The sequence below is a fragment of the Streptomyces sp. Ru71 genome (assembly GCF_002920535.1).
Lineage (GTDB): Bacteria > Actinomycetota > Actinomycetes > Streptomycetales > Streptomycetaceae > Streptomyces.
Genome location: NZ_PQSS01000007.1, coordinates 51,339 through 78,254, shown reverse-complemented (window position 1 = coordinate 78,254; position 26,916 = coordinate 51,339). Strand labels below are relative to the sequence as shown.

The following is a 26,916-nucleotide window of genomic DNA, read 5'->3' as shown; positions in this document are numbered from 1 at the left end:
CATGTCCCACGTTGATCAACTTAGGTTAGGCTAACCTAAGCTTCTACCCCCCGCACGGACTGTCCCCACCGGAGGACCCCCACATGCGCTCGCACCTGCTCAATGACCTCACCGCGGAGCACTACCGCCGCTCCGTGACCGAAGGAGTCGAGCGGGTGGCCGCCAAACTCGCCACCACCGACCGTCCGTTCACCGGCGTCACCGTGGACGACCTCGCCCCCCGCATCGAGGGCATCGACCTGGACGAGCCACTGCTCGACACCACCGCCGCCCTGGACGAGCTGGAGGAGGTCTACCTCCGTGACGCCGTCTACTTCCACCACCCCCGCTACCTCGCCCACCTCAACTGCCCGGTCGTCATCCCGGCCGTGCTCGGCGAGGCCGTCCTGTCCGCCGTCAACTCCTCCCTCGACACCTGGGACCAGTCCGCCGGCGGCACCCTCATCGAACGCCGGATCATCGACTGGACCGCCGAGCGCATCGGCCTCGGACCGGCCGCCGACGGCGTGTTCACCTCCGGCGGCAGCCAGTCCAACCTCCAGGCGCTGCTGCTGGCCCGGGAGGAGGCGAAGACGGACTCCCCCGACCGGCTGCGGATCTTCGCCTCCGAGGTCAGCCACTTCAGCGTGAAGAAGTCCGCCAAACTCCTCGGCCTCGGCCCGGACGCCGTCCTCGGCATCCCCGTCGACCACGACAAGCGGATGCGGACCGTCGCCCTCGCCCGCGAACTCCAGCGCTGCCGCGAGGACGGCCTGGTGCCGATGGCCGTCGTCGCCACCGCCGGCACCACCGACTTCGGCTCCATCGACCCGCTGCCCGAGATCGCCGAACTCGCCGCCCAGTACGGCACCTGGATGCACGTCGACGCCGCCTACGGCTGCGGACTGCTGGTCTCCCCCACCCGGCGCGCGCTGCTCACCGGCATCGAGCGCGCCGACTCGGTCACCGTCGACTACCACAAGTCCTTCTTCCAGCCGGTGAGTTCCTCCGCCGTCCTGGTCCGCGACGCCTCCACCCTGCGGCACGCCACCTACCACGCCGACTACCTCAACCCGCGCCGCATGGTCGCCGAGCGCATCCCCAACCAGGTCGACAAGTCCCTGCAGACCACCCGCCGCTTCGACGCGCTGAAGCTGTGGCTGACGCTGCGTGTGATGGGCGCCGACGGCGTGGGGAAGCTCTTCGACGAGGTGTGCGACCTGGCGCAGGAGGGGTTCCGGCTGCTGGCCGGCGACCCGCGCTACGACGTCGTCGTCGAACCGGCCCTGTCCACCCTGGTCTTCCGCTACATCCCGGCCGCCGTCACCGACCCCGCCGAGATCGACCGCGCCAACCTCCACGCCCGCAAGGCCCTGTTCGCCTCCGGTGACGCCATCGTCGCGGGAACCAAGGTCGCGGGCCGCCACTACCTGAAGTTCACCCTGCTCAACCCCGAGACCACGGCCCGCGACATCGCCGCCGTCCTCGACCTGATCGCCGGCCACGCCGAGCAGTACCTGGGAGAGTCCCTTGACCGCGCTTGCTGAATCCCGCCGCACGTACGACTTCGTGGGCATCGGGCTCGGCCCCTTCAACCTCGGCCTGGCCTGCCTGACCGAGCCCATCGCCGAGCTGGACGGGCTCTTCCTGGAGTCCAAGCCGGACTTCGAGTGGCACGCGGGCATGTTCCTGGACGGCGCCCACCTCCAGACGCCGTTCATGTCGGACCTGGTCACCCTGGCCGACCCGACCTCCCCGTACTCCTTCCTGAACTACCTCAAGGAGCAGGGCCGGCTGTACTCCTTCTACATCCGGGAGAACTTCTACCCCCTGCGTGTCGAGTACGACGCCTACTGCCGCTGGGCCGCGAACAAGCTGAGCAGCGTCCGGTTCGGCACGACGGTCACCGAGGTGACGTACGAGGACGAGCTCTACGTCGTCCACACCCACACCGGTGACACGTTCCGCGCCCGCCACCTGGTCCTCGGCACCGGCACCCCGCCGTACATCCCCGAGGCGTGCCGGGGGCTGGGCGGCGACTTCATCCACAACTCCCGCTATGTGCAGCACAGAGCCGAACTCCAGCGCAAGGAGTCGATCACCCTGGTCGGCTCCGGGCAGTCCGCCGCCGAGATCTACCACGACCTGCTCGGCGAGATCGACGTCCACGGCTACCGGCTGAACTGGGTCACCCGCTCCCCGCGCTTCTTCCCGCTTGAGTACACCAAGCTCACGCTGGAGATGACCAGCCCGGAGTACGTCGACTACTACCACGCCCTGCCCGAGGCCACCCGCCACCGGCTCACCGCCGAGCAGAAGGGCCTGTACAAGGGCATCGACGGCGACCTGATCAACGAGATCTTCGACCTGCTCTACCAGAAGAACCTGGCCGGCCCGGTACCGACCCGGCTGCTCACCAACTCGGCCCTGACTCGGGCGAGTTACGACAACGGCACCTACACCCTCACCTTCCGCCAGGAGGAGCAGGGCAAGGACTTCGAGATCGCCTCCGAGGGCCTGATCCTCGCCACCGGCTACAAGTACGTCGAGCCCGAGTTCCTCAAGCCCATCCGCGACCGGCTGGTCTACGACTCCCAGGGCTGCTTCGACGTCGCCCGCAACTACGCCGTCGACGTCACCGGCCGAGGCGTCTTCCTGCAGAACGCCGGCGTGCACACCCACAGCATCACCAGCCCCGACCTGGGCATGGGCGCCTACCGCAACAGCTACATCATCCGGGAGCTGCTCGGCACCGAGTACTACCCGGTGGAGAAGACCATCGCCTTCCAGGAGTTCGCCGCATGACCTTCACGTTCCGCCCCCTCGACCCGCTGAAGGACGCCGAGCTGCTGCACTCCTGGGTCACGCACCCCAAGGCGGCCTTCTGGATGATGCAGGAAGCGAAACTCCAGGACGTCGAGCGGGCCTATATGGAGATCGCCGCCGACGAGCACCATCACGCGCTGCTCGGGCTGCGGGACGGTGTGCCCGTCTTCCTGATGGAGAAGTACGACCCCGCCCGGCGGGAGCTGGTCGGGCTGTACGAGGCGCAGCCGGGGGACGTGGGCATGCACTTCCTCACGCCGCCGACCGACACACCGGTGCACGGGTTCACCCGGGCCGTCATCACCGCGATCATGGCCCACCTCTTCGAGGACCCCGCGACCCGGCGCGTAGTCGTCGAGCCGGATGTGCGCAACACCGCCGTGCACGCGCTGAACGCGGCCGTGGGCTTCGTCCCGGAGCGGGAGATCGACAAGCCGGAGAAGCGGGCGCTGCTCAGCTTCTGCACGCGGGAGCAGTTCGAGAAGGCGGTGGCCGCATGACCCTCGCCGACGCCGTGGCCCATCTGACGCCCGAGCGCTGGGAGACCGCCAACCGGCTGCTGGTGCGCAAGGCGCTCGCCGAGTTCGCGCACGAGCGCCTGATCACGCCCGAGCCCGACGGGGACGGGTACGTCGTCCGCAGCGACGACGGGCTGACCCGGTACCGCTTCACCGCCGTCCGCCGCGCCCTGGACCACTGGGAGGTGGACGCCGGCTCGATCACCCGGCACCGTGACGGCGGTGAACTGCCCCTCGCCGCGCTGGACTTCTTCATCGAGCTGAAGGAGTCGCTGGGGCTGAGCGACGAGATCCTGCCGGTGTATCTGGAGGAGATCTCCTCCACGCTCTCCGGCACCTGCTACAAGCTCACCAAGCCGCGGGTGAGCGCCGCCGAGCTGGCGCGCAGCGACTTCCAGGCGATCGAGACCGGGATGACCGAGGGCCACCCCTGCTTCGTCGCCAACAACGGGCGGCTCGGCTTCGGCGTCCACGAGTACCTGTCGTACGCCCCGGAGACGGCGAGCCCGACGCGGCTGGTGTGGCTGGCGGCGCACCGGTCGCGGGCGGCGTTCACGGCGGGCGTCGGCATCGAGTACGAGTCGTTCCTGCGCCAGGAGCTGGGCGAGGCCACGCTGGACCGTTTCCGCACCACTCTCACCGGGCAGGGCCTCGATCCCGCCGACTATCTGCTGATCCCGGTCCACCCGTGGCAGTGGTGGAACAAGCTCACCGTCACCTTCGCCGCCGAGGTCGCCCGCAAGCACCTGGTGTGTCTGGGCGAGGGCGACGACGAGTACCTGGCGCAGCAGTCCATACGGACCTTCTTCAACGCCTCGCATCCTCAGAAGCACTACGTCAAGACCGCTCTGTCGGTGCTCAACATGGGCTTCATGCGGGGCCTGTCGGCCGCGTACATGGAGGCGACCCCGGCCATCAACGACTGGCTGGCGCAGCTGATCGAGAACGACCCGGTGCTGAAGGCGTCGGGCCTGTCGATCATCCGGGAGCGGGCGGCCGTGGGCTACCGGCATCTGGAGTACGAGAAGGCGACCGACCGGTACTCGCCGTACCGCAAGATGCTGGCCGCGCTGTGGCGGGAGTCCCCGGTGCCGTCCCTGCAGGACGGTGAGCAGCCGGCGACGATGGCCTCGCTGCTGCACGTCGACCACGAGGGCCGGGGGTTCGCGGCGGCGCTGATCGAGCGGTCGGGGCTGGCGCCGGCCGAGTGGCTCAGGCGCTATCTGGAGGCGTACTACACGCCGCTGCTGCACAGTTTCTACGCCTACGACCTGGTGTTCATGCCGCACGGGGAGAACACGATCCTGGTGCTGCGCGACGGTGTGGTGCAGCGGGCGATCTACAAGGACATCGCCGAGGAGATCGCGGTGATGGACCCGGACGCGGTGCTGCCGCCGGAGGTGGCGCGCATCCGGGTGGAGGTCCCCGAGGACAAGAAGCTGCTGTCGATCTTCACGGACGTCTTCGACTGCTTCTTCCGCTTCCTGGCGGCCCTCCTCGCCGCCGAGGGGGTGCTCACGGAGGACGGCTTCTGGCGCACGGTCGCCGAGGTCACCCGTGAGTACCAGCAGGCGCATCCGGAGCTGGCCGACCGGTTCCGGCAGTACGACATGTTCGCACCGGAGTTCGCGCTGTCCTGCCTGAACCGGCTCCAGCTGCGCGACAACCGGCAGATGGTCGACCTGGCGGACCCTTCGGGGGCGCTTCAGCTGGTCGGCACACTGAAGAACCCGATCGCCGGGTTCTGACGGCTTCGAGGACGGGCGGGCGCCCCGGTGTACGGTCCACCGGGGCGCCCGTCGGGCTGTGTCAGGACGCCGGCCACGGGACCTGGGGCGACTTGTAGTAGCCGATGCCGAGGGCGTCCCAGCGGGGGCCCTGGGCGGCCAGGCGCGTCCGGTAGGCGTCCCAGTCGTGGGTGGCCTGCGGGGACCAGCCCAGTTCGGCGACGCCGGCGACGCGCGGGAAGGCCATGTACTCGATGTCGGCGGACTTGGTGAGGGTCTCCGTCCACATCGGCGCCTCGACGCCCTTGACGGCCGTGGCGGGGGCGCCGGGCAGGTAGGCGGCCGGGTCCCAGTCGTAGGACTTCCTCACCTCGACGTAGCCGGCCCAGGACAGGCCGAGCTTGGTCTTGCTGTCGTACTTCATGTCGAGGTAGAGCCGGTCGGCGGGCGAGAGGATCAGCCCGGTGCCGTTCTGCGCGGCCTGCGCCACCTGGGCCTTCTCGGCGGCGCTGGTGGAGTCCAGGCCCCAGTACTGGGCGAGGGCGCCGGGTGCGGGGGTGGCGCCGGTGAGCTGGTGCCAGCCGATGACGGTCTTGCCGTACTCGGCGACGATCGGCTGGACGCGGTTCATGAAGGCCACGTAGTCCTCGTGGCTGGTGGAGTGCGCCTCGTCGCCGCCGATGTGGAGGTAGCGGCCCGGGGTGAGCGCGGCCAGCTCGCGGATGACGTCCTCGACGAAGGTGTAGGTGACGTCCTTGGGCACGCACAGGGAGCTGAAGCCGACGCTGGTGCCGGTGTACAGCGGGGGCGCGGTGCCGTCGCAGTTCAGTTCGGCGTACGAGGCGAGGGCCGCGTTGGTGTGGCCGGGCATGTCGATCTCGGGGACGACCTGGAGGTAGCGGGAGGCGGCGTAGCGGACGATGTCCTGGTAGTCGGCCTTGGTGTAGTGGCCGCCGGGGCCGCCGCCGACCTGGGTGGAGCCGCCGTAGGTGGCCAGACGGGGCCAGGAGTCGACAGCGATGCGCCAGCCCTGGTCGTCGCTGAGGTGCAGATGCAGGGTGTTGATCTTGTACAGGGCGAGTTCGTCGATGTACCGCTTGACCTGGTCGACGGTGAAGAAGTGCCGGGAGACGTCGAGCATGGCGCCGCGGTAGCCGTAGCGCGGGGTGTCGGTGACGGTGCCGCCGGCGACCAGCCAGGGGCCGGGCTGCACGGTGTCCTTCTCGACGGCGGCGGGCAGCAGCTGACGCAGCGTCTGCACGCCGTGGAAGAGGCCGGCCGGTGTGCCGGCGGTGAGGGTGACGCCACCGGGCCCGCTGCGCAGCCGGTAGCCCTCGGCGCCGTACTGGCCGGGGGTGAGGTGCAGGACGATGCCGCTGGTGCCCTCGTGGACGATCGGCAGCGGGTAGCCGGTGGAGGGCCGCAGGACGTCGGCGAGGTAGGCGGCGACCCGCTCGGCCGCCGGGTCGTCGTCGACGCGCAGGAAGGTGCCGCTGGTGATGCGGTACGGCTGTCCGCTCGCGGTGACCGACGCGGGCGCCGGGACGACCTGGTCCAGGGGCGTGGCTCTGGCGGCCGGTGCCTGCGGGGCCGCCGCGCCGACGGTGAGGGCGCCCGCCGCCGTCAGCAGCAGAGCGCCCAGAAGGCGGGCCGTGCGGGTGGCCCGGGTGCGGTGTCGGGGAGTCGTGCTGTGGTGCCGTGTCACATGCGCTCCCTTCGAAAGTGGTTGAGACCACTGTCCCGCAGATCCGGTGAAACAATCCCCGCATGGCGGAAATCATCCAGAAGGACGGTACGTGGGCGTTCGACGGGGACGCCCTGCGGCTGACGCCCGGGCGGGACAAGTCCGTCAGCCTGCTGCGCAGGGAGCTGGGCGAACTCGTGGTGCCGCTGGGGGCGTTGGCGGGGGTGTCGTTCGAGCAGGGCAGGAAGGCGGGACGGCTCAGGCTGCGGCTGCGGGACGGCGCCGACCCGCTGCTGCAGGCGACCGGGGGCCGGCTGACCGAGCCGCACGATCCGTACCAGCTGGTGGTGGAGTCCGACCGGTACGGCGTGGCCGAGTACTTCACGGACGAGGTGCGCAACGCGCTGCTGCTGGACGAGGTGCCGTCCACGCCGGTGACCGAGTACCTGCTGCCGGGCCCGTCCGTGCCGCTGTCGGTGGCCGCCGGGGACGGCACGGCGAACTTCGACGGGGAGTGCGTCCGCCTGGAGTGGAACTGGAAGACGGAGGACGCGAAGGCCGCCGCCGGGACGCGCACGCTGGCCCTCGGGGAGATCGAGGCCGTGGAGTGGCTGCCGGCGGTGGGGCTGGAGAACGGCTGTCTGCGCTTCACGGTGCGCAACGCGCCCACCAAGGTGCCGCCGAAGTACGACCCGAACGCGGTGGAGCTGTGGGGGTTCAAGAAGGACCCGCTGATGGCGCTGGTCGCGGCGGCGGTGCAGGCGCGGCTGCCGCATCCCGCGGCTCCGGTGCCGCTGCCGGTGCCGCAGCAGCGGGATGCCGTGGCCGCGACCGCGGCGGACGACCACGACACCCTGCTGCGGCGGCTGCGCGAACTCGGTGAGCTGCACCGGGACGGGGTGCTGACGACGGAGGAGTTCACGCTGGCCAAGCAGGCGGTGCTCAGGCGTATGTGACCGGGACCGCCTGCGTGCGCGACGGGGCTACTTGGCCCGGCGGGCCACCGTGAAGTGGTCGATGCGGTCGCCGGTCTCGGCGATGCCCTGCACCTTCAGGGTGGTCCAGCGGCCTGTCGGCGCGGGCTCGACGTCCACGCGCAGGAAGGAGTAGTTCAGGTAGCGCACCCGGGACCAGGCGACGGTCTCGTTCTGCTTGCCGCCCTTGAGGTTGACGAAGGAGGCGACGGAGTCGACCTCGTGCTCGTGGCCCTCGTAGGAGTCCGGCGCGGTGAACGCGTACAGGCTGCGGCCCGCGGCGCCCGCCGTGACGTACACCACGCCCTCGGTCTCGGGGTAGGCGGTACCGCCGATCGGCAGCTTCTTGGCGACCTGGTCGCCCTTGATGACGTCGGTGCGCTCGTACTGGTGGTTGTGGCCGTTGATGACCAGGTCGACCTGGTACTTCTCGAACAGCGGCACCCACTCCTGGCGCACACCCCCCTCCGAGGCGTGCGCGGTGGAGGTGCAGTAGGCGCAGTGGTGGAAGAAGACGACGACGAAGTCGATGTCCTTCGCCGCCCGGAACTCCTTCAGCCGGCCCTCGAACCACGTGGTCTGCGTGCCGCCGGAGATGCCCAGGTTGGCCGGGATCTCGTAGGAGACGTCGTTGGGGTCGAGCGAGATGACCGCGGTGTTGCCGTAGACGAAGGAGTAGACGCCCGGCAGGTTCTTCTTGTCCGGCCCGTTGTCGGGCAGCGTGAAGCGGGCCTCCTCGCCGCCGTAGCCGTTGGGCGAGTACCAGGCCTCCATGTCGTGGTTGCCGTACGACACCATCCACGGGACCTGCTTGGCGACCGACTCGGTCTGGTACAGGAACTGGTCCCAGGTGCGCGCGTCGAAGCCGGCGTCGGTGGTCTTCCCGGCACCGGACGGGTCGCCGTAGGCGATGTCGCCGGCGTGCAGGTGGAAGGCCGGGTTCTGGCCGAGGATCAGCGCGTCGTTGGCCAGGGCGTGGTAGCTGACGCCCTGGTCGCCGAAGGCGGTGAAGGTGAAGGGCGCCTTGTGGGCGGGGGCGGTGGTGAAGGTGCCCAGGGTGCCCAGCAGGTGGGACTCGGCCGGGTCGAAGCCCTCGTGGCCGACGCCGTAGTAGTAGGTGCGCCCGGGGCGCAGGTGGGCGAGCTGGGCGTGCAGGTAGTACTGGGTGTGGTCGCCGCTCGCGCCGACGCCGGCCGGGGTGTACAGGGTGCGGACCTCGGCCTCGATCTTGCGGGAGAGGTCCCAGGGGTGCGCGCCGATGCGGACGAACGGCTTCTTGACGGCGACCGGGACCTGCCAGGAGATGGTCATCTCGGTGCGCGGGTCGTTGCCGTAGGCGAGGTGGCGGCCGAAGGGCGCGACCAGGGCGCCGTCGACGGTCTCGGCGGCCGGGGCCGTGCGCTGCGTGGGCACGGCGGCCTGCGCGGTGGCGCCCGTCACGAACGCGCCACCCACCACGGCGCCCAGGGTGACGGCGCCGCCGCGGAACATGGTGCGGCGGGAGAACCTCGACCGCAGGTACTCGTGCTGTTCGGCCATGCTCATGCGGTCGGCGAGCTGGTCCGGTACTCCCATACGAGGTATGTCCATGACGTCTGAAACTCGTCTGCTCAGGCAACGGGAATCGGGACGCCGGATGGACGGCCGCCGAACAGCCGCTCATGAGAGTTTCAACAGGCGCTTGCCCGAAATCGGGCAAGATTCTTGCGAAACCCTTGCCGGTACTCCAGGATCATCGGGTGCACGACGAACTCGTTGATCATCTGACGCGGACCACGCCCCTGAACCGGGGCGAGGCACTGCGGGTGATCCAGGACGTGCTCGCGTTTTTCGACGAGACGACCGAGGATTTCGTCCGTCGCCGCCACCGTGAGCTCCAGGCCCAGGGCCTGGTGAACACGACGATCTTCGAGCGGATCGCGGCGGACCTGAAGTATCGCGCGGTGGCGCCCCCGGAGCTGTCGCTCCGGCAGCTGCGCCGCATCGTCTACGGCTGAGGAATACCTTTATATGTGCGGAATCGTCGGATACATCGGGAAGCGTGACGTCGCCCCGCTCCTGCTGGAGGGTCTGCAGCGGCTGGAGTACCGCGGCTACGACTCCGCGGGCATCGTGGTCAGCTCCCCGAAGACCGCCGGCCTGAAGATGGTCAAGGCCAAGGGCCGGGTGCGCGACCTGGAGGCCAAGGTCCCGGCGCGTTTCAAGGGCACCACCGGCATCGCCCACACCCGCTGGGCCACCCACGGCGCCCCCTCCGACGTGAACGCCCACCCGCACCTGGACGCCGAGGGCAAGGTCGCCGTCGTCCACAACGGCATCATCGACAACGCCTCCGACCTGCGCCGCAAGCTGGAGGCGGACGGCGTCGAGTTCCTCTCCGAGACGGACACCGAGGTCCTCGTCCACCTCATCGCCCGCTCGCAGGCCGACAAGCTCGAAGACAAGGTCCGCGACGCGCTGCGCCTGGTCGAGGGCACCTACGGCATCGCCGTCATGCACGCCGACTTCAACGACCGTATCGTCGTCGCCCGCAACGGCTCGCCGGTCGTCCTCGGCATCGGCGAGAAGGAGATGTTCGTCGCCTCCGACATCGCCGCGCTGGTCGCCCACACCCGCCAGATAGTGACCCTCGACGACGGCGAGATGGCCACCCTCAAGGCCGACGACTTCCGCACCTACACCACCGAGGGCACCCGCACCACGGCCGAGCCCACCACCGTGGAGTGGGAGGCCGCCTCCTACGACATGGGCGGCCACGACACCTACATGCACAAGGAGATCCACGAGCAGGCCGACGCCGTGGACCGCGTGCTGCGCGGCCGCATCGACGACCGCTTCTCCACCGTGCACCTCGGCGGCCTCAACCTGGACGCCCGCGAGGCACGCCGCATCCGCCGCGTGAAGATCCTCGGCTGCGGCACCTCGTACCACGCGGGCATGATCGGCGCCCAGATGATCGAGGAGCTGGCCCGCATCCCCGCCGACGCCGAGCCGGCCTCGGAGTTCCGCTACCGCAACGCGGTCGTGGACCCCGACACCCTGTACATCGCCGTCTCGCAGTCCGGTGAGACCTACGACGTCCTCGCGGCCGTCCAGGAGCTCAAGCGCAAGGGCGCCCGCGTCCTCGGCGTCGTCAACGTGGTCGGCTCGGCCATCGCCCGCGAGGCCGACGGCGGCGTCTACGTGCACGCCGGCCCCGAGGTCTGCGTGGTCTCCACGAAGTGCTTCACCAACACCACGGTCGCCTTCGCGCTGCTCGCCCTGCACCTCGGCCGCACCCGCGACCTCTCCGTGCGCGACGGCAAGCGGATCATCGAGGGCCTGCGCAAGCTGCCCGCGCAGATCGCCGAGATGCTGGAGAACGAGGACGAGATCAAGAAGCTGGCCGAGGAGTTCGCCGAGGCCCGCTCGATGCTCTTCATCGGCCGCGTCCGGGGCTACCCGGTGGCCCGTGAGGCCTCCCTGAAGCTCAAGGAGGTCTCCTACATCCACGCCGAGGCCTACCCCGCCTCCGAGCTCAAGCACGGCCCGCTGGCCTTGATCGAGCCCGCCCTGCCGACGGTCGCCATCGTCCCCGACGACGACCTGCTGGAGAAGAACCGCGCCGCGATGGAGGAGATCAAGGCCCGCAGCGGCCGCATCGTCGCCGTCGCCCACCAGCCGCAGGAGAAGGCCGACCACACGATCGTCGTCCCGAAGAACGAGGACGAACTCGACCCGATCCTGATGGGCATCCCCCTCCAACTCCTGGCCTACCACACGGCCAAGGCCCTGGGCCGCGACATCGACAAGCCCCGCAACCTGGCCAAGTCGGTAACGGTCGAGTAGGGCGCCCCATGGAGAGCGCGGGGCTGTATCGATATGCGGCTCCGCCGCGTGGGCGCGACCAGCCACAACGCTCCCGCAGAGGCTGAACAACAGAACGGACCCCTGGGTGATGCCAAACGTCACCAGGGGTCCGCTCATAACGCCGGGGAGCCGCCCAACTCCCCAGCCGGCGCAGCTAACCGGTGGCCGTCACCCCCCGGCCCGCAGCGCGCCCCGGAAGAGCCGTCGGCCAGTGGGCCAGCGCCGCCGTCGCCGCGTACCAGGCCACCGCGCCGGAGGCCACGGCGATCCAGCCGCCGACCTTGGTCAGTGCGGAACTGTCGGCGAAGGCCGCCACGCCCAGCACGAGCATCGCCAGGAACAGCAGCCCGTGCACGGCCTGCCCGAGGGTGTCGCCGCCCGCGAGGGTCAACGTGAGCGCCACCAGGGCGAACAGCAGCAGGAAGAGTCCCGCCGCGTTGGCCGAGCCGTGCCCCGAGACGGCCCAGGTGAACCACAGGGCGCCGAGAGCGACGTACCCCACGCCGGCGGCGCCGTCGCGCAGGGCCAGCAGCCCGACGAGGAACAGTGCGACCCCGCCCACGTAGTGGGCCAGTGACACGGCGTCGGACGTCGCCACGCCGTCGATGACCCCGGTCGTACCGAGGCCGAACGCCAACAGGGTGATTCCGAGGGCGAGTCGGCCGACCACGGAAGTACTGACGCTTCCCGCAGAGACGTCGTTGTCCACGGCGGGCTCCCTTCATGCATGTGCAGTTGTGCGGTGACCGGTATATGCCCTTCACAACCGCACAAACACCTGGAACGCGCGAGTAACTTCACGCACCGCACAGGGAGGTTGACGCGCCGTGAACACCGGCGCGGGAAACGGGAAACGTCAGGGAATGACGATCACGGGCCGCTTCGCCCGCTTGGCGAGCCGGCCGGCGACGGAGCCGAAGATCCGGCCGACGATGCCGTGCGTGGAGCCCACGACGATCGCGTCCGCCTCGTACTCCCGCCCGACCTCTTCCAGTTCGTGGCAGATGTCGCCGCCGCGCTCGACGAGGATCCAGGGCACCTCGGCGAGGTAGTCCGCACAGGCCAGTTCCAGACCGAGCACCTCGGTGCGGTGATCCGGGACGTCCACGAAGACCGGTGGCTCACAGCCCGCCCACACCGTGGTCGGCAGCCGGTTGGCGACATGGACGATGATCAGACCCGCACGGGACCGCTGCGCCATGCCGATCGCGTACGCCAGCGCACGCTCGCTCGACATCGAGCCGTCGAAGCCGACGACCACGCCGTGCTTGAAGGCGGGATCGCAGGGGTGGCGTGCCTCTTCCGCCGCCAGGGGCTCCATCGCCGACGGGTCGGCGAGCGGCCGCTTGCGGTCCGCGGGTTCGAAGAATTCGTGACCGGCCATGACTGTCTCGGCGTAGTGATCCTTTATGGGGGACGACAGTGTGCGGCGGAGCTGTGTCCGGGAAACATCTTCCCAACCCCATACCCCCAAGGGTACGGCGGCACGCCTCCTTCGCCCAGATCCCGCGCCTGCGCGGCGGGGTTCCCCGGAGCATGCACGAGTCGGCGCCCGTAACGCAATGGTTGCTGCCTCGTACAGGCGGTTTGCACGAGATCCGCTGACGTCGACCAGACGATCATCCCGCGCTCCCCCACGGTGACCGACGGGTCGAACAGGCGTTGAACCAGGTGATCGACTCCAGGAGGCGTCATGCCCGCATCCCGCACCGAGGACACCTCGACCGATGTCGTCCGCTGGGCGGCCTTCAGCTGCGTCCTGGTCCCCGTGGTGCTGCTCTGGTACGGCGCCTCCCTCGGCGGCGCCACCGGCACCGCGCTGGGCCTGGCGGCCGTCACCGCCGTCTGCCGTCTGCTGCTGCGCCGCTCCGAGCGGTACGCGGCCCGGCCGGCGGACCCGGAGGTCCGGGCCGACCCCGAACCCCCGGCGCATCGCGGGCGCCACCAGCGCACCGGCACGGGGACGCACCGCGGAGGGCGGCACTCCGCGCCCCCGGCGCACACTGAGCGAAACACACCGGTCAGCTGACCGGTTTCCGCGCACGGACCCGTCTCTTTTCAGCCAACTTCTTGATACCGCTCACGAGCACCCCCGACCGCCCCCACCCCCCGTTCGACCTGCAAGGAAAGGGTCTCAGCACCCCCGCGCACCCTACGTGGATTGGCCACTGCGACAAGGCGCACTTCCCTGCGCCCTCCCCGAGTGCAACGCTTCGTGATCGAATGCTTTACGCCAAGTTGTCATGTCGACAATCAGCGGGGTGGCGAACCGGTCACCGTGGCTTGGCGGGACACAGTAGATTCGATCTTGTCTTACGGCGGGGGACTCGTGCAGGACCGAGGGGAAACGTGCAGGAGCGACACAACCGAGGAGCCGCGACCACCGAGGGGGGCTTAGCAGGATGAGCCACGACTCCACTGCCGCGCCGGAAAACGCGGCCCGGAAACTCTCCGGGCGACGCCGCAAGGAGATCGTCGCGGTGCTGCTGTTCAGCGGCGGCCCCATCTTCGAGAGTTCCATTCCGCTGTCGGTGTTCGGGGTTGACCGCCAGGACGCCGGCGTTCCGCGCTACCGGCTGCTGGTCTGCGCGGGCGAGGAAGGCCCGCTGCGGACCACAGGGGGCCTGGAACTCACCGCACCGCATGGCCTGGAGGCGATCTCCCGGGCGGGCACGGTCGTCGTGCCGGCCTGGCGCTCGATCACCTCACCGCCACCGGAGGAAGCGCTCGACGCACTGCGCCGGGCGCACGAGGAGGGTGCCCGCATCGTCGGCCTGTGCACCGGCGCCTTCGTGCTGGCCGCGGCCGGACTGCTGGACGGCCGCCCGGCGACCACGCACTGGATGTACGCGCCGACGCTGGCCAAGCGCTATCCGTCGGTGCACGTCGATCCGAGGGAGCTGTTCGTCGACGACGGCGACGTGCTGACCTCAGCCGGCACGGCCGCCGGCATCGACCTGTGCCTCCACATCGTGCGCACGGACCATGGCAACGAGGCGGCCGGCGCGCTCGCCCGCCGCCTGGTGGTCCCACCGCGCCGCAGCGGCGGTCAGGAGCGCTACGCTCGACCGGTCTTTACCGGAGGAGATCGGCGCCGACCCGCTCGCCGAGGTCGTCGCCTGGGCGCTGGAACACCTCCACGAGCAGTTCGACGTGGAGACGCTGGCCGCGCGCGCGTACATGAGCCGCCGCACGTTCGACCGCCGCTTCCGCTCGCTGACCGGGAGCGCGCCGCTGCAGTGGCTGATCACCCAGCGCGTGCTGCAGGCCCAGCGCCTGCTGGAGACGTCGGACTACTCGGTGGACGAGGTCGCGGGGCGCTGCGGCTTCCGTTCGCCGGTGGCACTGCGCGGCCACTTCCGGCGCCAGCTGGGCTCGTCTCCGGCGGCGTACCGGGCCGCGTACCGGGCCCGCCGCCCGCAGGGCGACCGGCCGGGCGAGGGTGAGCCGCAGCCGGCTCTCCAGCAGCCCGGGCCGGCCTCCGCGGTCGGCCAACCCGGGGCGCCGGCGCCGGCACTGCATCCGGACAACCCGGTACCGCTGCAGGCCCGCCGCACACCGGTCGGAGCGCTGTCCCTGCCGGGACAGAGAAGCGGGTCCTGAGCCCTGGGGTCCGTGGGGGGAGGCCGCCCCCCACGGACCCCTCGGCGTTGCACCGGGCCGGGGGTTGGTTGCGCAACCCGGCGCGACGGGGCACCGCCGCGCCCGCCGCCCTGGGGGCACCTCCCAGGCCCTTAAGGCACTGCGGGAGGCACGACTGCCCGCGGCTGTACCCACCCAAGGGGCGCGGGGAACTGCGCGACCAGCCACCCACTCACCCGCAGACAAATACGGCACCAGCGCCGCAGGCACCCGCAGACAAATACGGCACCAGCGCCGCAGGCACCCGCAGACGAAGACGGGCCCGGCGCCGCAGGCACCGCGCGCCGTAAGGTGAGACGCATGAACGATCGCATGGTGTGGATCGACTGCGAGATGACCGGCCTCTCGCTGTCCGACGACGCGCTCATCGAGGTGGCCGCCCTCGTCACCGACTCCGAGCTCAACGTGCTCGGCGAAGGCGTCGACATCGTCATCCGTCCGCCGGACCGCGCCCTGGAGACGATGCCGGAAGTGGTGCGTCAGATGCACACCGCGTCCGGGCTGCTCGCGGAGCTCCCGAACGGCACGACGCTGAAGGACGCCGAGGAACAGGTCCTGGCGTATGTGAAGGAGTACGTGAAGGAGCCCGGCAAGGCGCCCCTGTGCGGCAACTCCGTCGGCACCGACCGCGGCTTCCTGCTGCGTGACATGCCCACCCTGGAGGACTACCTCCACTACCGGATCGTCGACGTCTCCTCCGTCAAGGAGCTGGCCCGCCGCTGGTACCCGAGGGCGTACTTCAACAGTCCGGAGAAGAACGGCAACCACCGCGCCCTCGCCGACATCCGCGAGTCCATCGCCGAGCTGCGCTACTACCGCGAGGCGATCTTCGTTCCGCAGCCCGGCCCGGACTCCGACACCGCCAAGACGATCGCGGCCAAGCACGTACTGCCTGCTCAGCAGGGCTGACGGGGTCCCACGGAGGGGCGCCGCGAAAGGCGGGCGCGAGCACCCCTTCGGACCCTGTACACTTTTTCTCGGCCGGTCGGGGAAACGACAGAATCCCAGGCACCGGTCATGGTGGGTGTAGCTCAGCTGGTAGAGCACCTGGTTGTGGTCCAGGATGTCGCGGGTTCGAGTCCCGTCACTCACCCTGAGTAATCAGCCGGTGACCTTCGCGTAAGGTCACCGGCTGATTGCGTTCACCGACGCTTCCACCGGGGGGCCGCCCTGTACGCCGAGCCGCTCAGCACCAGCCGCCTGGACCTCGTACCGCTGCTCCCCGAGCACGCGGTGGAGATGGCCGCGGTGCTGTCCGACCCCGCTCTGCACACCTTCATCGGGGGCACACCGCTCGACCGGCAGGCGCTGCGCGCTCGCTACGAGCGTCTCGTCGCCGGTTCGCCCGACCCCGCGGTCTCCTGGTGCAACTGGGTGCTGCGGCTGCGCGCGGAGGACCGGCTGATCGGCACCGTGCAGGCCACGGTGGACACACCGGCCGCGCAAGCCTCCGTCGCCTGGGTCGTCGGCACCCCCTGGCAGGGCCACGGCTACGCCGCCGAGGCCGCGCGCGGGCTGGTGGACTGGCTGAGCCGGCAGCCGTCGATCGGTACCGTCGTCGCCCACATCCACCCCGCTCACCTCGCCTCGGCGGCCGTGGCGCGAGCAGCCGGTCTTCAGCCCACCGAGGAGGAGTACGACGGCGAGACCCGCTGGCGGCTGCGGCGGTAGCCGCCCCCGCGACCGCCGCCGGCCCCGCTCAGGACGAGGCCCGCTCCACCAGCTCCGCCGGCAGCTCCACCCGGCGCCGCTCCAGCCCCCGGGAGACCGCCGGCCGGCGGTCCGCGATCTCGGTCAGCAGCAGGTCGATCATCCGCCGCCCCATCTCCTGGATCGGCTGCCGCACGCTCGTCAGCGGGGGATCCATGTGCCGGGCTATCGCCGAGTCGTCGTACCCGACGAGCGCCACGTCCTCCGGGATCCGCCGCCCCGCCTCCCGCAGCACCTGCCGCGCCCCGGCCGCCGTCACATCCGAGCCGGCGAACACCGCGTCCAGTTCGGGGCACCGGGCGAGCAGGCTCGTCATCGCCCGCCGGCCGCCCTCCTCGGTGAAGTCCCCGGGCTCGATGAGCCGTTCCTCGACCTCCCGGCCCGCGTCCCGCAGCGCGTCCCGGTAGCCGTCGACGCGCCGCTGGGCGCCGTAGACGTCGAGGCGGCCGGTGATGTGGGCGATCCGGGTCCGGCCCCGGGAGAGCAGGTGCTCCACGGCCTGCCGGGCGCCGCCGTAGTTGTCCGAGTCCACCGACGGCAGGGTCTCCCCGGCCGACCGGGGGCCGCTGATCACCGCGGGGATCTCCAGCTGGTCCAGCAGGTCGGGCAGCGGATCGTCGGCGTGCACGGAGACCAGCAGGACGCCGTCCACCCGGTGCGCGGCCAGGTACTGGGCGAGCCGCCGCCGCTCGCGGTCGTTGCCCGCGAAGATCAGCAGGAGCTGCATCTCGGTGTCGGTGAGTTCCGCGCCGACACCGCGCAGCATGTCCGAGAAGTACGGCTCGGCGAAGAAGCGGGTCTCCGGCTCGGGGACGACGAGGGCGATCGCGTCGGTGCGGTTGGCGGCCAGGGCGCGTGCCGCGGTGTTGGGGACGTAACCGAGCTCGGCGACGGCGGCCTCGACGGCGGCGCGGGTGGCGTCACTGACCCGCGGTGAGCCGTTGATCACCCGGGACACCGTGCCCCGGCCGACACCGGCGCGCGCGGCGACCTCTTCGAGGGTGGGCCGGCCCCCGCTCCGTCCCCGCGCTCCGTGGCCTGCCATGCGCTCCGCCTCCCGCTGTCGTCGTCCCGCTGGCCTGGAATCTAACAGCCCCGCCACGGGAGGTGACCGCCCCGTGACACCTCCGCCGGAATCCTCAACTCCAGTTAACAGCCCGATAACTGAACGCACTTCTCCGTGTCCGTGCCCTTGACACCCCCGCACGAACCCACGACTCTTCAACACATCACTTGTGGGAGCGCTCCCACAGTACCTGACACATACACGTCCCGCACGTTCCCCGCCCGAGCCGCAGCGAGCACGAACGGGCCCAACCGATGCAGTTGGCCGGGGGGTCGGCACGTCAGGCAACAGGAGGACGCAATGCGCACGAGTACCCGCCGGTCCCACCGGCTGACGGCCCTGACGGCCGTCGCCGTACTCACCACGGGACTGCTGGCAGGCTGCGCCAGTGACGACGACGACTCGTCGAGCGACGGCAACGGCGGCGGCGGAGGGGGGAACGCCAAGGGCAAGGTGACGCTGTCCGTCGGCACCTTCGGCGTCTTCGGCTACAAGCAGGCCGGTCTGTACGACGAGTACATGAAGCTCCACCCGGACATCGTCATTAAGGAGAACGTCACCACCAAGACCGACGTCTACTGGCCGAAGGTGCTCACCCGCCTCCAGGCCGGCTCCGGCACCGACGACGTCCAGGCCATCGAGATCGGCAACGTCACCGAGGCCGTCCAGACCCAGGCCGACAAGTTCGTCGACCTCGGCAAGGAGGTCGACAAGTCGCAGTGGCTGGACTGGAAGAACGCCCAGGCCACCACCAAGGACGGCAAGCTCATCGGGCTCGGCACCGACATCGGCCCGATGGCGGTCTGCTACCGCAAGGACCTGTTCGCCAAGGCCGGCCTGGAGACCGACCGCACCAAGCTCGCCGCGCTGTGGAAGGGCGACTGGAACAAGTACGTCGACCTCGGCAAGCAGTACATGAAGAAGGCCCCGAGCGGCACCAAGTTCGTCGACTCCGCCTCCTCCGTCTACAACGCGGTCCTCGGCGGCGAGACCGAGCGCAACTACGACAAGGACGGCAACGTCGTCTACGACAAGTCCACGGGCGTGAAGAAGGCCTGGAACGCCGCCATGGGCGTGGCGACCAGCGACATGTCGGCCAAGCTGAAGCAGTTCGACAAGCCGTGGGACCAGGCGTTCGCCAACGGCACCTTCGCCACCGTGGCCTGCCCGGCCTGGATGATCGGCTACATCCAGGAGAAGTCCGGCGCGGCCGGCAGCGGCAAGTGGGACGTGGCGGCGGCCCCGACCGCCGGCAACTGGGGCGGCTCCTTCATCGGCGTGCCGAAGGCGGGCAAGCACCAGAAGGAGGCCATCGAGCTGGCGAAGTGGCTGACCGCGCCCGAGCAGCAGGCGAAGGTCTTCGCCAAGCAGGCCAGCTTCCCGTCCTCCCCGGCGGCGTACGCGGCCCTGAAGCCGCAGCCCGACACCCTGGCGTACTTCTCGAACGCCCCGCTGACGCAGATCTTCTCCGACGCGGCCAAGACCATCCCGGCGCAGCCGCTCGGCGCGAAGGACAAGCCGATCGACACCGCGATCTGTGACATCGGCATCGTCCAGGTCGAGCAGAAGGGCAAGACGCCCGAGCAGGGCTGGGAAGCGGCCACCAAGGAAGTCAAGGACGTGCTCGGCCAGTGACCAGCTCCGACCAGGCTCTCGCGCACCCCGCGTCGAGCGCCGAGGCCGCGCCCGGCTCCCAGCCGGGCGCGGCCCGGGGCGCTCACGGTCGCGGTACGCCGCCCGGCGGCCCCGGTTCCTGGCGCAGCCGGCTGTACCGCTGGGACATGAAGGCGTCGCCGTACGCGTTCATCGCCCCCTTCTTCGTGATCTTCGGCGCCTTCTCGCTGGTGCCGCTGCTGTACACCGCCTGGTACTCGCTGCACCATGTGCAGCTGTCCGACCTGGACGGGCAGAGCTGGGCGGGGCTTGAGAACTACAAGCAGCTGCTGTCCTCGGAGTTCTTCTGGAACGCCCTGGAGAACACCTTCACCATCGGGCTGATCTCCACCGTGCCGCAGCTCGCCGCCGCGCTCTGGCTGGCGCATCTGCTGAACTTCAGGCTGCGCGGCTCGACCGTGTGGCGGGTGGTGATGCTGACCCCGTACGCCACCTCGGTGGCCGCCGCGACGCTGGTGTTCGCGCTGCTGTTCTCCCCGGAGAAGAACGGCATCGTCAACTGGGTCCTCGATCTGCTGGGCCAGAAGCCCGTCAACTGGCACGAGTCCGACTGGGGTTCGCAGCTGGCGGTGTCCTCCATCGTGATCTGGCGGTGGACCGGCTACAACGCGCTGATCTACCTGGCGGCGATGCAGGCGATCCCGGCCGACCTGTACGAGTCGGCGGCGATCGACGGCGCGAACCGCTGGCAGCAGTTTCGGCACGTGACGATCCCGATGCTGCGGCCGACGATCCTGTTCACCGTCGTCGTCTCCACCATCGGCGCCACCCAGCTGTTCGGCGAGCCGCTGCTGTTCGGCGGCGTGAGCGGCTCCAAGGGCGGCTCGGAGCACCAGTTCCAGACCCTCGGCCTGTACATGTACGACCAGGGCTTCATCATCGGCAACCTCGGCAAGGCGTCCGCGATCGCCTGGACGATGCTGCTGCTCCTGCTGGTCGTCGCCGCGCTCAACCTGCTGGTCTCCCGTCGGCTGAGGAAGGCTCAATGACCACCAGTGACCTGACTCTGCCGCGCAAGACCGCCCCGCGCGAGGGACGGCGCCGGGTGATGGGCGCGGGCAAGCAGCTGCACGCCGGCCCGGTCACCTATGTCGTGCTCGTCGTGTTCGCGCTGGTCTCGCTGGCCCCGCTGGTGTGGACGGCGATCGCGGCCTCGCGCACCAACACCCGGCTGGCGCAGACGCCGCCGCCGCTGTGGTTCGGCGGCAACCTGTTCAAGAACCTGGAAACCGCCTGGGACCAGGCCGGCATGGGCACCGCGATGGTGAACACCACGTTCGTCGCGGCCACGATCACCGCCGGCACGGTGCTGTTCTCCACGCTGGCCGGGTTCGCCTTCGCCAAGCTGCGGTTCCGCTTCTCCTCCACGCTGCTGCTGCTGACGATCGGCACCATGATGATCCCGCCGCAGCTGGCCGTCGTACCGCTGTATCTGTGGATGACGGACCTGCACTGGGCGAACCATCTGCAGACCGTGATCCTGCCGACCCTGGTCAGCGCCTTCGGTACGTTCTTCATGCGGCAGTACCTGGTGGGGGCGCTGCCGACCGAGCTGATCGAGGCGGCCCGGGTGGACGGCGCGTCCAGCCTGCGGGTCGTGTGGCACGTCGTCTTCCCGGCGGCCCGCCCGGCGATGGCGGTGCTGGGGCTGCTGACGTTCGTGATGGCCTGGAACGACTTCCTGTGGCCGATCATCGCCCTGAACGGCGAGAACCCGACCGTGCAGGTCGCCCTGAACCAGCTGGGCACCGGCTACATCCCCGACGACTCGGTGATCATGGCGGGCGCGCTGCTCGGCACGCTGCCGCTGCTGCTGGCCTTCCTGCTGTTCGGCAAGCAGATCGTCGGCGGGATCATGCAGGGCGCGGTCAAGGGCTGACCCGCTCGCGCGGACCCCGTCCGGGGGCCGGGCCACCGCCGCCCCGGCCCCCACCTCACCCTTTCTCTTCTCCGTTCTCTTTCACTCGTCGGTCTCCACGACCACCAAGGTCTCCACGACCACCAATGGGAGCGCTTCCATGTCTGAGCCCGTGAACCCGGTGAACCCGGTGACGTTTCCGCCCGCCTTCCTCTGGGGCGCCGCGACCTCCGCGTACCAGATCGAGGGGGCGGTGCGGGAGGACGGCCGCACCCCCTCGATCTGGGACACCTTCAGCCATACGCCGGGCAAGACGGCCGGCGGTGAGACCGGTGACCTCGCCGTCGACCACTACCACCGCTTCCGCGAGGACGTGGCGCTGATGGCGGAGCTGGGCCTGACCGCCTACCGCTTCTCCGTCTCCTGGCCCCGGGTGCAGCCCACCGGCCGCGGCCCGGCCGTCCAGCGCGGCCTGGACTTCTACCGCCGGCTGGTGGACGAGCTGCTGGCGCACGGCATCCGGCCGTCCCTCACCCTCTACCACTGGGACCTGCCGCAGGAGCTGGAGGACGCGGGCGGCTGGCCGGAGCGGGACACCGCGTACCGCTTCGCCGAGTACGCACAGATCGTCGGCGAGGCGCTCGGCGACCGCGTGGAGCAGTGGACCACCCTCAACGAGCCGTGGTGCAGCGCCTTCCTCGGCTACGGCTCCGGGGTGCACGCGCCCGGCCGCACCGACCCGGTGGCCTCGCTGCGCGCCGCGCACCACCTGAACCTGGCGCACGGACTGGGCGCCTCCGCGCTGCGCTCGGTGATGCCGGCCCGCAACCAGGTGGCGATCAGCCTCAACTCCTCCGTCGTGCGCCCCCTTTCGCAGGAGGCGGCCGACCTCGCGGCGGCCCGCCGTATCGACGACCTGGCCAACGGCGTCTTCCACGGCCCGATCCTGCACGGCGCCTATCCGCGCACCCTGCTTGAGGCCACGTCCTCGCTCACCGACTGGTCCTACGTCCACGACGGCGACCTGCGCCTGATCCACCAGCCGCTGGACGCCCTCGGGCTGAACTACTACACCCCGGCCCTGGTCTCTGCGGCGGACCCGGACCGGCCCGGCCCGCGCGCCGACGGTCACGGGGCCAGCGAGCACTCCCCCTGGCCGGCCGCCGACGACGTGGCCTTCCACCAGACGCCGGGCGAGCGCACCGAGATGGGCTGGACGATCGACCCGACCGGCCTGCACGAGCTGATCATGCGCTACCACCGCGAGGCTCCCGGGCTGCCGCTGTACATCACCGAGAACGGCGCCGCCTACGACGACAAGCCCGACCACGACGGCCGGGTGCACGACCCGGAGCGCATCGCCTATCTGCACGCCCATCTGTCGGCGGTGCGCCGCGCCCTCACCGACGGCGCCGATGTGCGCGGCTACTACCTGTGGTCCCTGATGGACAACTTCGAGTGGGCCTACGGCTACGGCAAGCGCTTCGGCGCGATCTACGTCGACTACGCCACCCTGGCCCGCACCCCGAAGTCCAGCGCCCACTGGTACGGCCGGGCGGCCCGCACCGGCACCCTGCCGCCGGTGGAGGCCGCCTAACCCGAAGGGTTCAGCCGTAAGGGCTCAGTTGTAGGCCGCGAACGCCTTGGAGAAGGCGGACGGGTCCTGGGCGATCGAGCTGCACGTGGCGTCGGCGGACGGCTTGGGGCCGCCGGCGCAGGCCTTGTCGCGGGTGGCCGACCACATCGACAGCCAGCCCAGGCCCTTGGACTTGGCGAAGGCCACCAGCTGGGTCGCGTCGTCGACCTTGAAGACCTCCGAGGAGACGTCGTTGACGCCGATCATCGGGGTCACGGCGACCGCCTTCCAGGCCGCGCTGTCGGACAGCCCCAGGACCCCCTTGACCTGGGCCTGGGTGGCGGTGGCGGCCTGCTCGGCGTAGGTGCCCATGTCGCCGCTGTAGGCGGGGCCGTAGTCCATCGCCATGATGTTGACGGCGGAGATCTTCACGCCGCTGGACTTGGCGTTGGAGAGCAGGTTCACGCCGTCCTGGGTGAGGCCCTCGGGCATGACCGGCAGGGTGAAGGAGACGTCCAGGCCGGGGTGGCTCTGCTGGAGCTTGGCGATGGCCTGGGCGCGGCGTGTGTTGGCGGCCGTGTTCGGCAGCGCGCCGCCCTCGACGTCGAAGTCGACCTTGGTGAGCTTGAAGGCGTCGACGGCCTTGCCGTAGGCGGCCGCCAGGGCGTCGGCGGAGGAGCAGGAGGTGGCCAGTTCGGTGCCGGAGGCGCCGCCGAAGGAGACGCGGACGTCGCCGCCCTTGGCGCGCAGGGCGCCGATCTGGCCGGCCACGGCGTCGGCGGTGAGGTCGGTGACGCCGCCCCACTTGGGGGTGCAGCCGCCGCCGTCGGTGACGAAGGCGAGGTTGTAGTTCTTCACGCCGGTGGCGTCGGCGTTCTTCAGCAGGTCGAACGCCGGGTAGAGGGAGGTGTCGACGTAGGGGGCGAAGCCGGCGGAGGTGGTGTTCCCGGTGCCGGTGCCGCCGGTGGCGGTCGGGGTCGGGGTCGCCGTGGGCGTCCGGGTGGGCTGGGCGGTGGGGGTCGCCGTGGGGGTTGCCGTGGGGGTGGGGGTCGGCGGCTGGGTGGGGCGGCCGCTGGGCTCCGGGGTGGCGCCGCCGTCGGCGGAACACGCTCCGCCGTCGATACGGCAGCCCGTCGGGTCGCCGGTGCCGTCGACGACGAAGCCGACGGTGGCGGACTCACCGGCCTTCAGACCGTCGGTGTCCCACTTCGGCGGCTTGACGGTGACGTGCTGTCCGCTCACGCTCGACTCGCCGTTCCACAGGGAGCCGAGCCGGGCGCCGGCCGGCAGGTCGAACTCCAGGGTCCAGTCCTGCTCGGCCTGACCGCTGTTGTTCGTCACCACGTACTGCGCGGTGTACCCGGTCGACCAGCTGCTGGTCTTCGTGTACACGGCGCCGACGCCGGCCGCCTGGGCCGTGCCGGTGAGCAGGACGGCGCCGCCGCCCGCGACGGCCGCGGCGACGAGAGCGCCGATCGCCTTGTTCCTGCCACTGATCCTGCGCCGGTGCGTGCTCATGGGCGTGCCTGCCTTCGCTGTTCACGGGGGGTGAGATGCGGCAGCACGCTAGCGAGCCCGAATCGGACAAATGTCCTGATGCAGACGGCCGTTGAGCTTCTTAGGGTGCGCTTAAGGAAGGGATCGGGGGCGGTTAAAGGTAGAGACCAATTACAGAGGCATTGCGGAGGCCCGTCGCGGCTCCGGTGGCCGTCCTCAGCGGGCTCCGGCCGTGCGTCTGCGCCGCCGTACGCTCCCCCGGTGTCCCCGGCGGCCGGGCACGCTCCGGCGGCCGTCCAGCTGGAGCCAGATCCGCACCTCGGTGCCGCCCAGGACCGAGGAGCCGATGCGTACGTCACCGCCGGTGGACTCCGCGAGCCGGCGCACGATGTCCAGGCCGAGGCCGGTCGAGCCGTCGCTGCCCGAGCCCTGGCCGCGCGCCATGGCCGCCTCCGGGTCGGGTATGCCGGGCCCGGCGTCGGAGACCAGCACCAGCACCGCGTCCTCGCCGTTGTGCACGTCGACCGCGAAGGCCGTGCCCTGCGGGGTGTGCCGGAAGACGTTGCCGAGCAGCGCGTCCAGCGCGGCGGCCAGGTCGGCGCGCGCCACGGGTATGCGCACCGGGCGGTCCACCCCGGCCAGCCGCCACTTGCGGCCCTCGTCCTCGGCCAGCGCCGACCAGAACTCCATGCGCTCGCGCACCACTTCGGCCGCGTCACAGCCGGCTCCCGGCCCGGCGGCCGCGGTCTGCGGCTTGGCCTCCCGGGCGGTGCGGATGATGGTGTCGACCTCGCGCTCCAGCTGGGCGACGGCGGCCCGGGTCTGCTCGGCCGCGGGCGTGTCGCCGAGCGAGGCCGCGTTCAGTCTGAGCACCGTCAGCGGGGTGCGCAGCCGGTGCGAGAGATCGGCGGCCAGCTCCCGCTCGTTGGCGAGGAGCTGGACGACCTGGTCGGCCATGGAGTTGAACGCGACCGCCGCGAGCCGCAGCTCCGTCGGCCCCTCCTCCGGCACCCGCGCGCCCAGCTTGCCCTCCCCCAGTTCGTGCGCGCCCTCCACCAGCCGCTGGGCCGGGCGGACCATCCGCACGCCCAGCCGGTCGGCGACCGCGACGGAACCCACGACCAGCGCGACACCCACCCCGGCGAGCACCGCCCAGGCCGTGCCGACGCCGTAGCTGACCTCCGACTCCGGGACGTACACCTCGACCACGACCGTGCCGAGGCTGAGCGCGACCGGCTGCAGCAGCACCGAACCGCCGGGCACCTTCGCGGTGGAGGCGCGGCCCAGTCTGCGTACCGCCTCGATGTCCTGGCCGTCGGCGCGCTGCCGGCCGAGGTCGAGGGCGGCCTTGCCGTCACCGGCCGGAAGGTGGATCGCCATGCCGTCGTCCGTGCCGGCCGAGGCGACGACCCGCTCCAACTGCTCGCGGTCGGTGGTGATGGACAGCGCCGGCACCACGACCGCCGCCTGCCGTTCGGCGTTGGACAGCGCCCGGTCGTGGGCCATCTCCTTGATGACCAGGCCGAGCGGGACGGCGAAGGCGACCACGACCATCGTGGTGACCGCCAGGCACACCCGCACCAGTGCCCACCTCATCGCGGTGGCTCCGCTGTCTGCGGTGGCTCCGCCGTCTGCGGTGGCTCCAGCTTCACGCCGACCCCGCGCAGGGTGTGCAGGTAGCGCGGGTTGGCGGCGGTCTCGCCCAGTTTGCGGCGCAGCCAGGACAGATGGACGTCGATGGTCTGGTCGTCGCCGTAGGACTGCTGCCACACCTCGGCGAGCAGTTCCCTGCGGGCGACGACGACACCGGGGCGGCCGGCGAGGAAGGCGAGCAGGTCGAACTCGCGGCGGGTGAGGTCGAGGCGGACGCCGTCCAGTTCGGCCTGGCGGCGCAGCGGGTCGACGGTGAGGCCGCCGACCCGGATCACGGTGGAGTGCGGGGTGTCCGAGGCGCCGGCCCGGGCGCGGCGCAGCACGGCGGCCATCCGCGCCGACAGGTGCTCCGGGGAGAACGGCTTGGTGAGGTAGTCGTCCGCGCCGGCGTTCAACAGCCGTACCACCTCCGCCTCGTCGTCACGGGCGGTGGCGATGATCACCGGTACGTCGGTGATGCCGCGCAGCATCTTCAGCGCCTCGGAGCCGTCCAGATCGGGCAGTCCAAGGTCCAGGATGACGACGTCGAAGCGGAAATGGGCGACCTCGCGCAGCGCCTCCAGCGCCGTGCCGACGCTGCGCACCGTGTGGGCGGCGTCGGTCAGATGCCGGATGAGCGCCGAGCGTACGAACTGGTCGTCCTCGACCACGAGCACACTTGCCATGCGCCGCACCGTACGCCA

At 70.6% G+C, this 26,916-nt stretch carries 22 protein-coding genes, 1 tRNA gene and 1 pseudogene; 16 read left to right on the top strand and 8 right to left on the bottom strand.

Translation table 11 applies throughout. The features are described 5' to 3' along the window. The first annotated feature begins 83 nt into the window (after positions 1-83). From desA to C3489_RS06680, 4 genes are read left to right on the top strand one after another with little or no spacing between them, the layout of a single operon-like run. Positions 84-1,526, top strand: coding sequence for a lysine decarboxylase DesA (desA, locus tag C3489_RS06695; protein WP_103780821.1), 1,443 nt, complete (start codon positions 84-86; stop codon positions 1,524-1,526). Continuing rightward, a complete protein-coding gene (locus C3489_RS06690) occupies positions 1,510-2,784 on the top strand; it encodes a lysine N(6)-hydroxylase/L-ornithine N(5)-oxygenase family protein (RefSeq protein WP_103780820.1) in 1,275 nt (424 codons plus the stop codon). Before desA ends, C3489_RS06690 begins: the two co-directional genes overlap by 17 nt. Beyond that, positions 2,781-3,305, top strand: a complete 525-nt coding sequence (locus tag C3489_RS06685) for a GNAT family N-acetyltransferase (RefSeq protein ID WP_103780819.1) — start codon at positions 2,781-2,783, stop codon at positions 3,303-3,305. The genes C3489_RS06690 and C3489_RS06685 overlap by 4 nt, the downstream gene beginning before the upstream one ends. Then, a complete protein-coding gene (locus C3489_RS06680) occupies positions 3,302-5,071 on the top strand; it encodes an IucA/IucC family siderophore biosynthesis protein (RefSeq protein ID WP_103780818.1) in 1,770 nt (589 codons plus the stop codon). Before C3489_RS06685 ends, C3489_RS06680 begins: the two co-directional genes overlap by 4 nt. 61 nt (positions 5,072-5,132) lie before the next feature. On the opposite strand, the gene C3489_RS06675 is transcribed toward C3489_RS06680, so the two are convergent. After that, positions 5,133-6,755, bottom strand: a complete 1,623-nt coding sequence (locus C3489_RS06675) for a beta-N-acetylhexosaminidase (protein ID WP_103780817.1) — start codon at positions 6,753-6,755, stop codon at positions 5,133-5,135. Between the two features lie 62 nt (positions 6,756-6,817). Between C3489_RS06675 and C3489_RS06670 the strand changes: the two genes are divergently transcribed. Beyond that, entirely contained in the window at positions 6,818-7,690 is an 873-nt protein-coding gene (locus C3489_RS06670; RefSeq protein ID WP_103780816.1) for a DUF4429 domain-containing protein, read from the top strand. A gap of 27 nt (positions 7,691-7,717) precedes the next feature. Here C3489_RS06670 and C3489_RS06665 read toward each other — a convergent pair whose 3' ends face one another. Continuing rightward, the gene (locus tag C3489_RS06665; protein WP_103780815.1) at positions 7,718-9,283 is read right to left on the bottom strand and encodes a metallophosphoesterase family protein; all 1,566 of its coding nucleotides are present in this window, start codon (positions 9,281-9,283) and stop codon (positions 7,718-7,720) included. 164 nt (positions 9,284-9,447) lie between these two features. On the opposite strand from C3489_RS06665, the gene C3489_RS06660 reads away from it, so the two are divergent. Together C3489_RS06660 and glmS are read left to right on the top strand one after the other, a co-directional pair. Continuing rightward, positions 9,448-9,705, top strand: coding sequence for a hypothetical protein (locus C3489_RS06660; protein WP_103780814.1), 258 nt, complete (start codon positions 9,448-9,450; stop codon positions 9,703-9,705). A gap of 13 nt (positions 9,706-9,718) precedes the next feature. Next, positions 9,719-11,536, top strand: coding sequence for a glutamine--fructose-6-phosphate transaminase (isomerizing) (gene glmS / locus C3489_RS06655; RefSeq protein WP_103780813.1), 1,818 nt, complete (start codon positions 9,719-9,721; stop codon positions 11,534-11,536). A 175-nt stretch (positions 11,537-11,711) separates the two neighbouring features. Here the strand turns inward: glmS and C3489_RS06650 are convergent, their stop codons facing one another. Together C3489_RS06650 and C3489_RS06645 are read right to left on the bottom strand one after the other, a co-directional pair. After that, complete coding sequence (locus C3489_RS06650; RefSeq protein ID WP_103780812.1) at positions 11,712-12,266, bottom strand: hypothetical protein; 555 nt, start codon at positions 12,264-12,266, stop codon at positions 11,712-11,714. Between the two features lie 147 nt (positions 12,267-12,413). Beyond that, positions 12,414-12,941 (bottom strand): universal stress protein, encoded by a 528-nt coding sequence (locus C3489_RS06645; RefSeq protein ID WP_103780811.1) that lies wholly within the window; start codon positions 12,939-12,941, stop codon positions 12,414-12,416. 309 nt (positions 12,942-13,250) lie between these two features. Between C3489_RS06645 and C3489_RS06640 the strand changes: the two genes are divergently transcribed. The 5 genes and pseudogenes from C3489_RS06640 to C3489_RS06620 all read left to right on the top strand — a co-directional run bounded on the left by C3489_RS06640 (position 13,251) and on the right by C3489_RS06620 (position 16,870). Further along, positions 13,251-13,586: a hypothetical protein gene (locus tag C3489_RS06640; RefSeq protein WP_103780810.1), complete on the top strand. Its 336-nt coding sequence runs from the start codon at positions 13,251-13,253 to the stop codon at positions 13,584-13,586. Positions 13,587-13,959: 373 nt separating this feature from the next. Next, positions 13,960-15,160: pseudogene (locus C3489_RS06635) on the top strand (helix-turn-helix domain-containing protein). A gap of 339 nt (positions 15,161-15,499) precedes the next feature. Then, entirely contained in the window at positions 15,500-16,108 is a 609-nt protein-coding gene (gene orn / locus C3489_RS06630) for an oligoribonuclease (protein ID WP_103780809.1), read from the top strand. A gap of 111 nt (positions 16,109-16,219) precedes the next feature. Beyond that, positions 16,220-16,292: transfer RNA gene (locus C3489_RS06625), tRNA-His, on the top strand. A 77-nt stretch (positions 16,293-16,369) separates the two neighbouring features. Further along, positions 16,370-16,870 carry a GNAT family N-acetyltransferase gene (locus tag C3489_RS06620; protein ID WP_181139535.1) on the top strand — a complete coding sequence of 167 codons (501 nt, stop codon included), beginning with the start codon at positions 16,370-16,372 and terminating at the stop codon, positions 16,868-16,870. Positions 16,871-16,898: 28 nt separating this feature from the next. Here the strand turns inward: C3489_RS06620 and C3489_RS06615 are convergent, their stop codons facing one another. Next, the gene (locus C3489_RS06615) at positions 16,899-17,954 is read right to left on the bottom strand and encodes a LacI family DNA-binding transcriptional regulator (RefSeq protein WP_103780807.1); all 1,056 of its coding nucleotides are present in this window, start codon (positions 17,952-17,954) and stop codon (positions 16,899-16,901) included. Positions 17,955-18,275: 321 nt separating this feature from the next. Here C3489_RS06615 and C3489_RS06610 point away from each other — a divergent pair, with 321 nt between their 5' ends. From C3489_RS06610 to C3489_RS06595, 4 genes are all read left to right on the top strand, one after another. After that, the gene (locus C3489_RS06610) at positions 18,276-19,610 is read left to right on the top strand and encodes an ABC transporter substrate-binding protein (protein ID WP_103780806.1); all 1,335 of its coding nucleotides are present in this window, start codon (positions 18,276-18,278) and stop codon (positions 19,608-19,610) included. Beyond that, a complete protein-coding gene (locus tag C3489_RS06605) occupies positions 19,607-20,638 on the top strand; it encodes a carbohydrate ABC transporter permease (protein ID WP_103780805.1) in 1,032 nt (343 codons plus the stop codon). Before C3489_RS06610 ends, C3489_RS06605 begins: the two co-directional genes overlap by 4 nt. Then, positions 20,635-21,528 carry a carbohydrate ABC transporter permease gene (locus tag C3489_RS06600; protein WP_103780804.1) on the top strand — a complete coding sequence of 298 codons (894 nt, stop codon included), beginning with the start codon at positions 20,635-20,637 and terminating at the stop codon, positions 21,526-21,528. Before C3489_RS06605 ends, C3489_RS06600 begins: the two co-directional genes overlap by 4 nt. 139 nt (positions 21,529-21,667) lie before the next feature. Continuing rightward, a complete protein-coding gene (locus C3489_RS06595; protein ID WP_103780803.1) occupies positions 21,668-23,104 on the top strand; it encodes a GH1 family beta-glucosidase in 1,437 nt (478 codons plus the stop codon). A gap of 24 nt (positions 23,105-23,128) precedes the next feature. Here the strand turns inward: C3489_RS06595 and C3489_RS06590 are convergent, their stop codons facing one another. The 3 genes from C3489_RS06590 to C3489_RS06580 form a co-directional block, all read right to left on the bottom strand. Continuing rightward, positions 23,129-24,601 (bottom strand): cellulose binding domain-containing protein, encoded by a 1,473-nt coding sequence (locus C3489_RS06590; RefSeq protein WP_103780802.1) that lies wholly within the window; start codon positions 24,599-24,601, stop codon positions 23,129-23,131. A gap of 195 nt (positions 24,602-24,796) precedes the next feature. Further along, positions 24,797-26,176, bottom strand: coding sequence for a HAMP domain-containing sensor histidine kinase (locus C3489_RS06585; protein ID WP_103780801.1), 1,380 nt, complete (start codon positions 26,174-26,176; stop codon positions 24,797-24,799). Beyond that, positions 26,173-26,898: a response regulator transcription factor gene (locus C3489_RS06580; RefSeq protein ID WP_103780800.1), complete on the bottom strand. Its 726-nt coding sequence runs from the start codon at positions 26,896-26,898 to the stop codon at positions 26,173-26,175. The genes C3489_RS06585 and C3489_RS06580 overlap by 4 nt, the downstream gene beginning before the upstream one ends. Between the last annotated feature and the right edge of the window lie 18 nt (positions 26,899-26,916).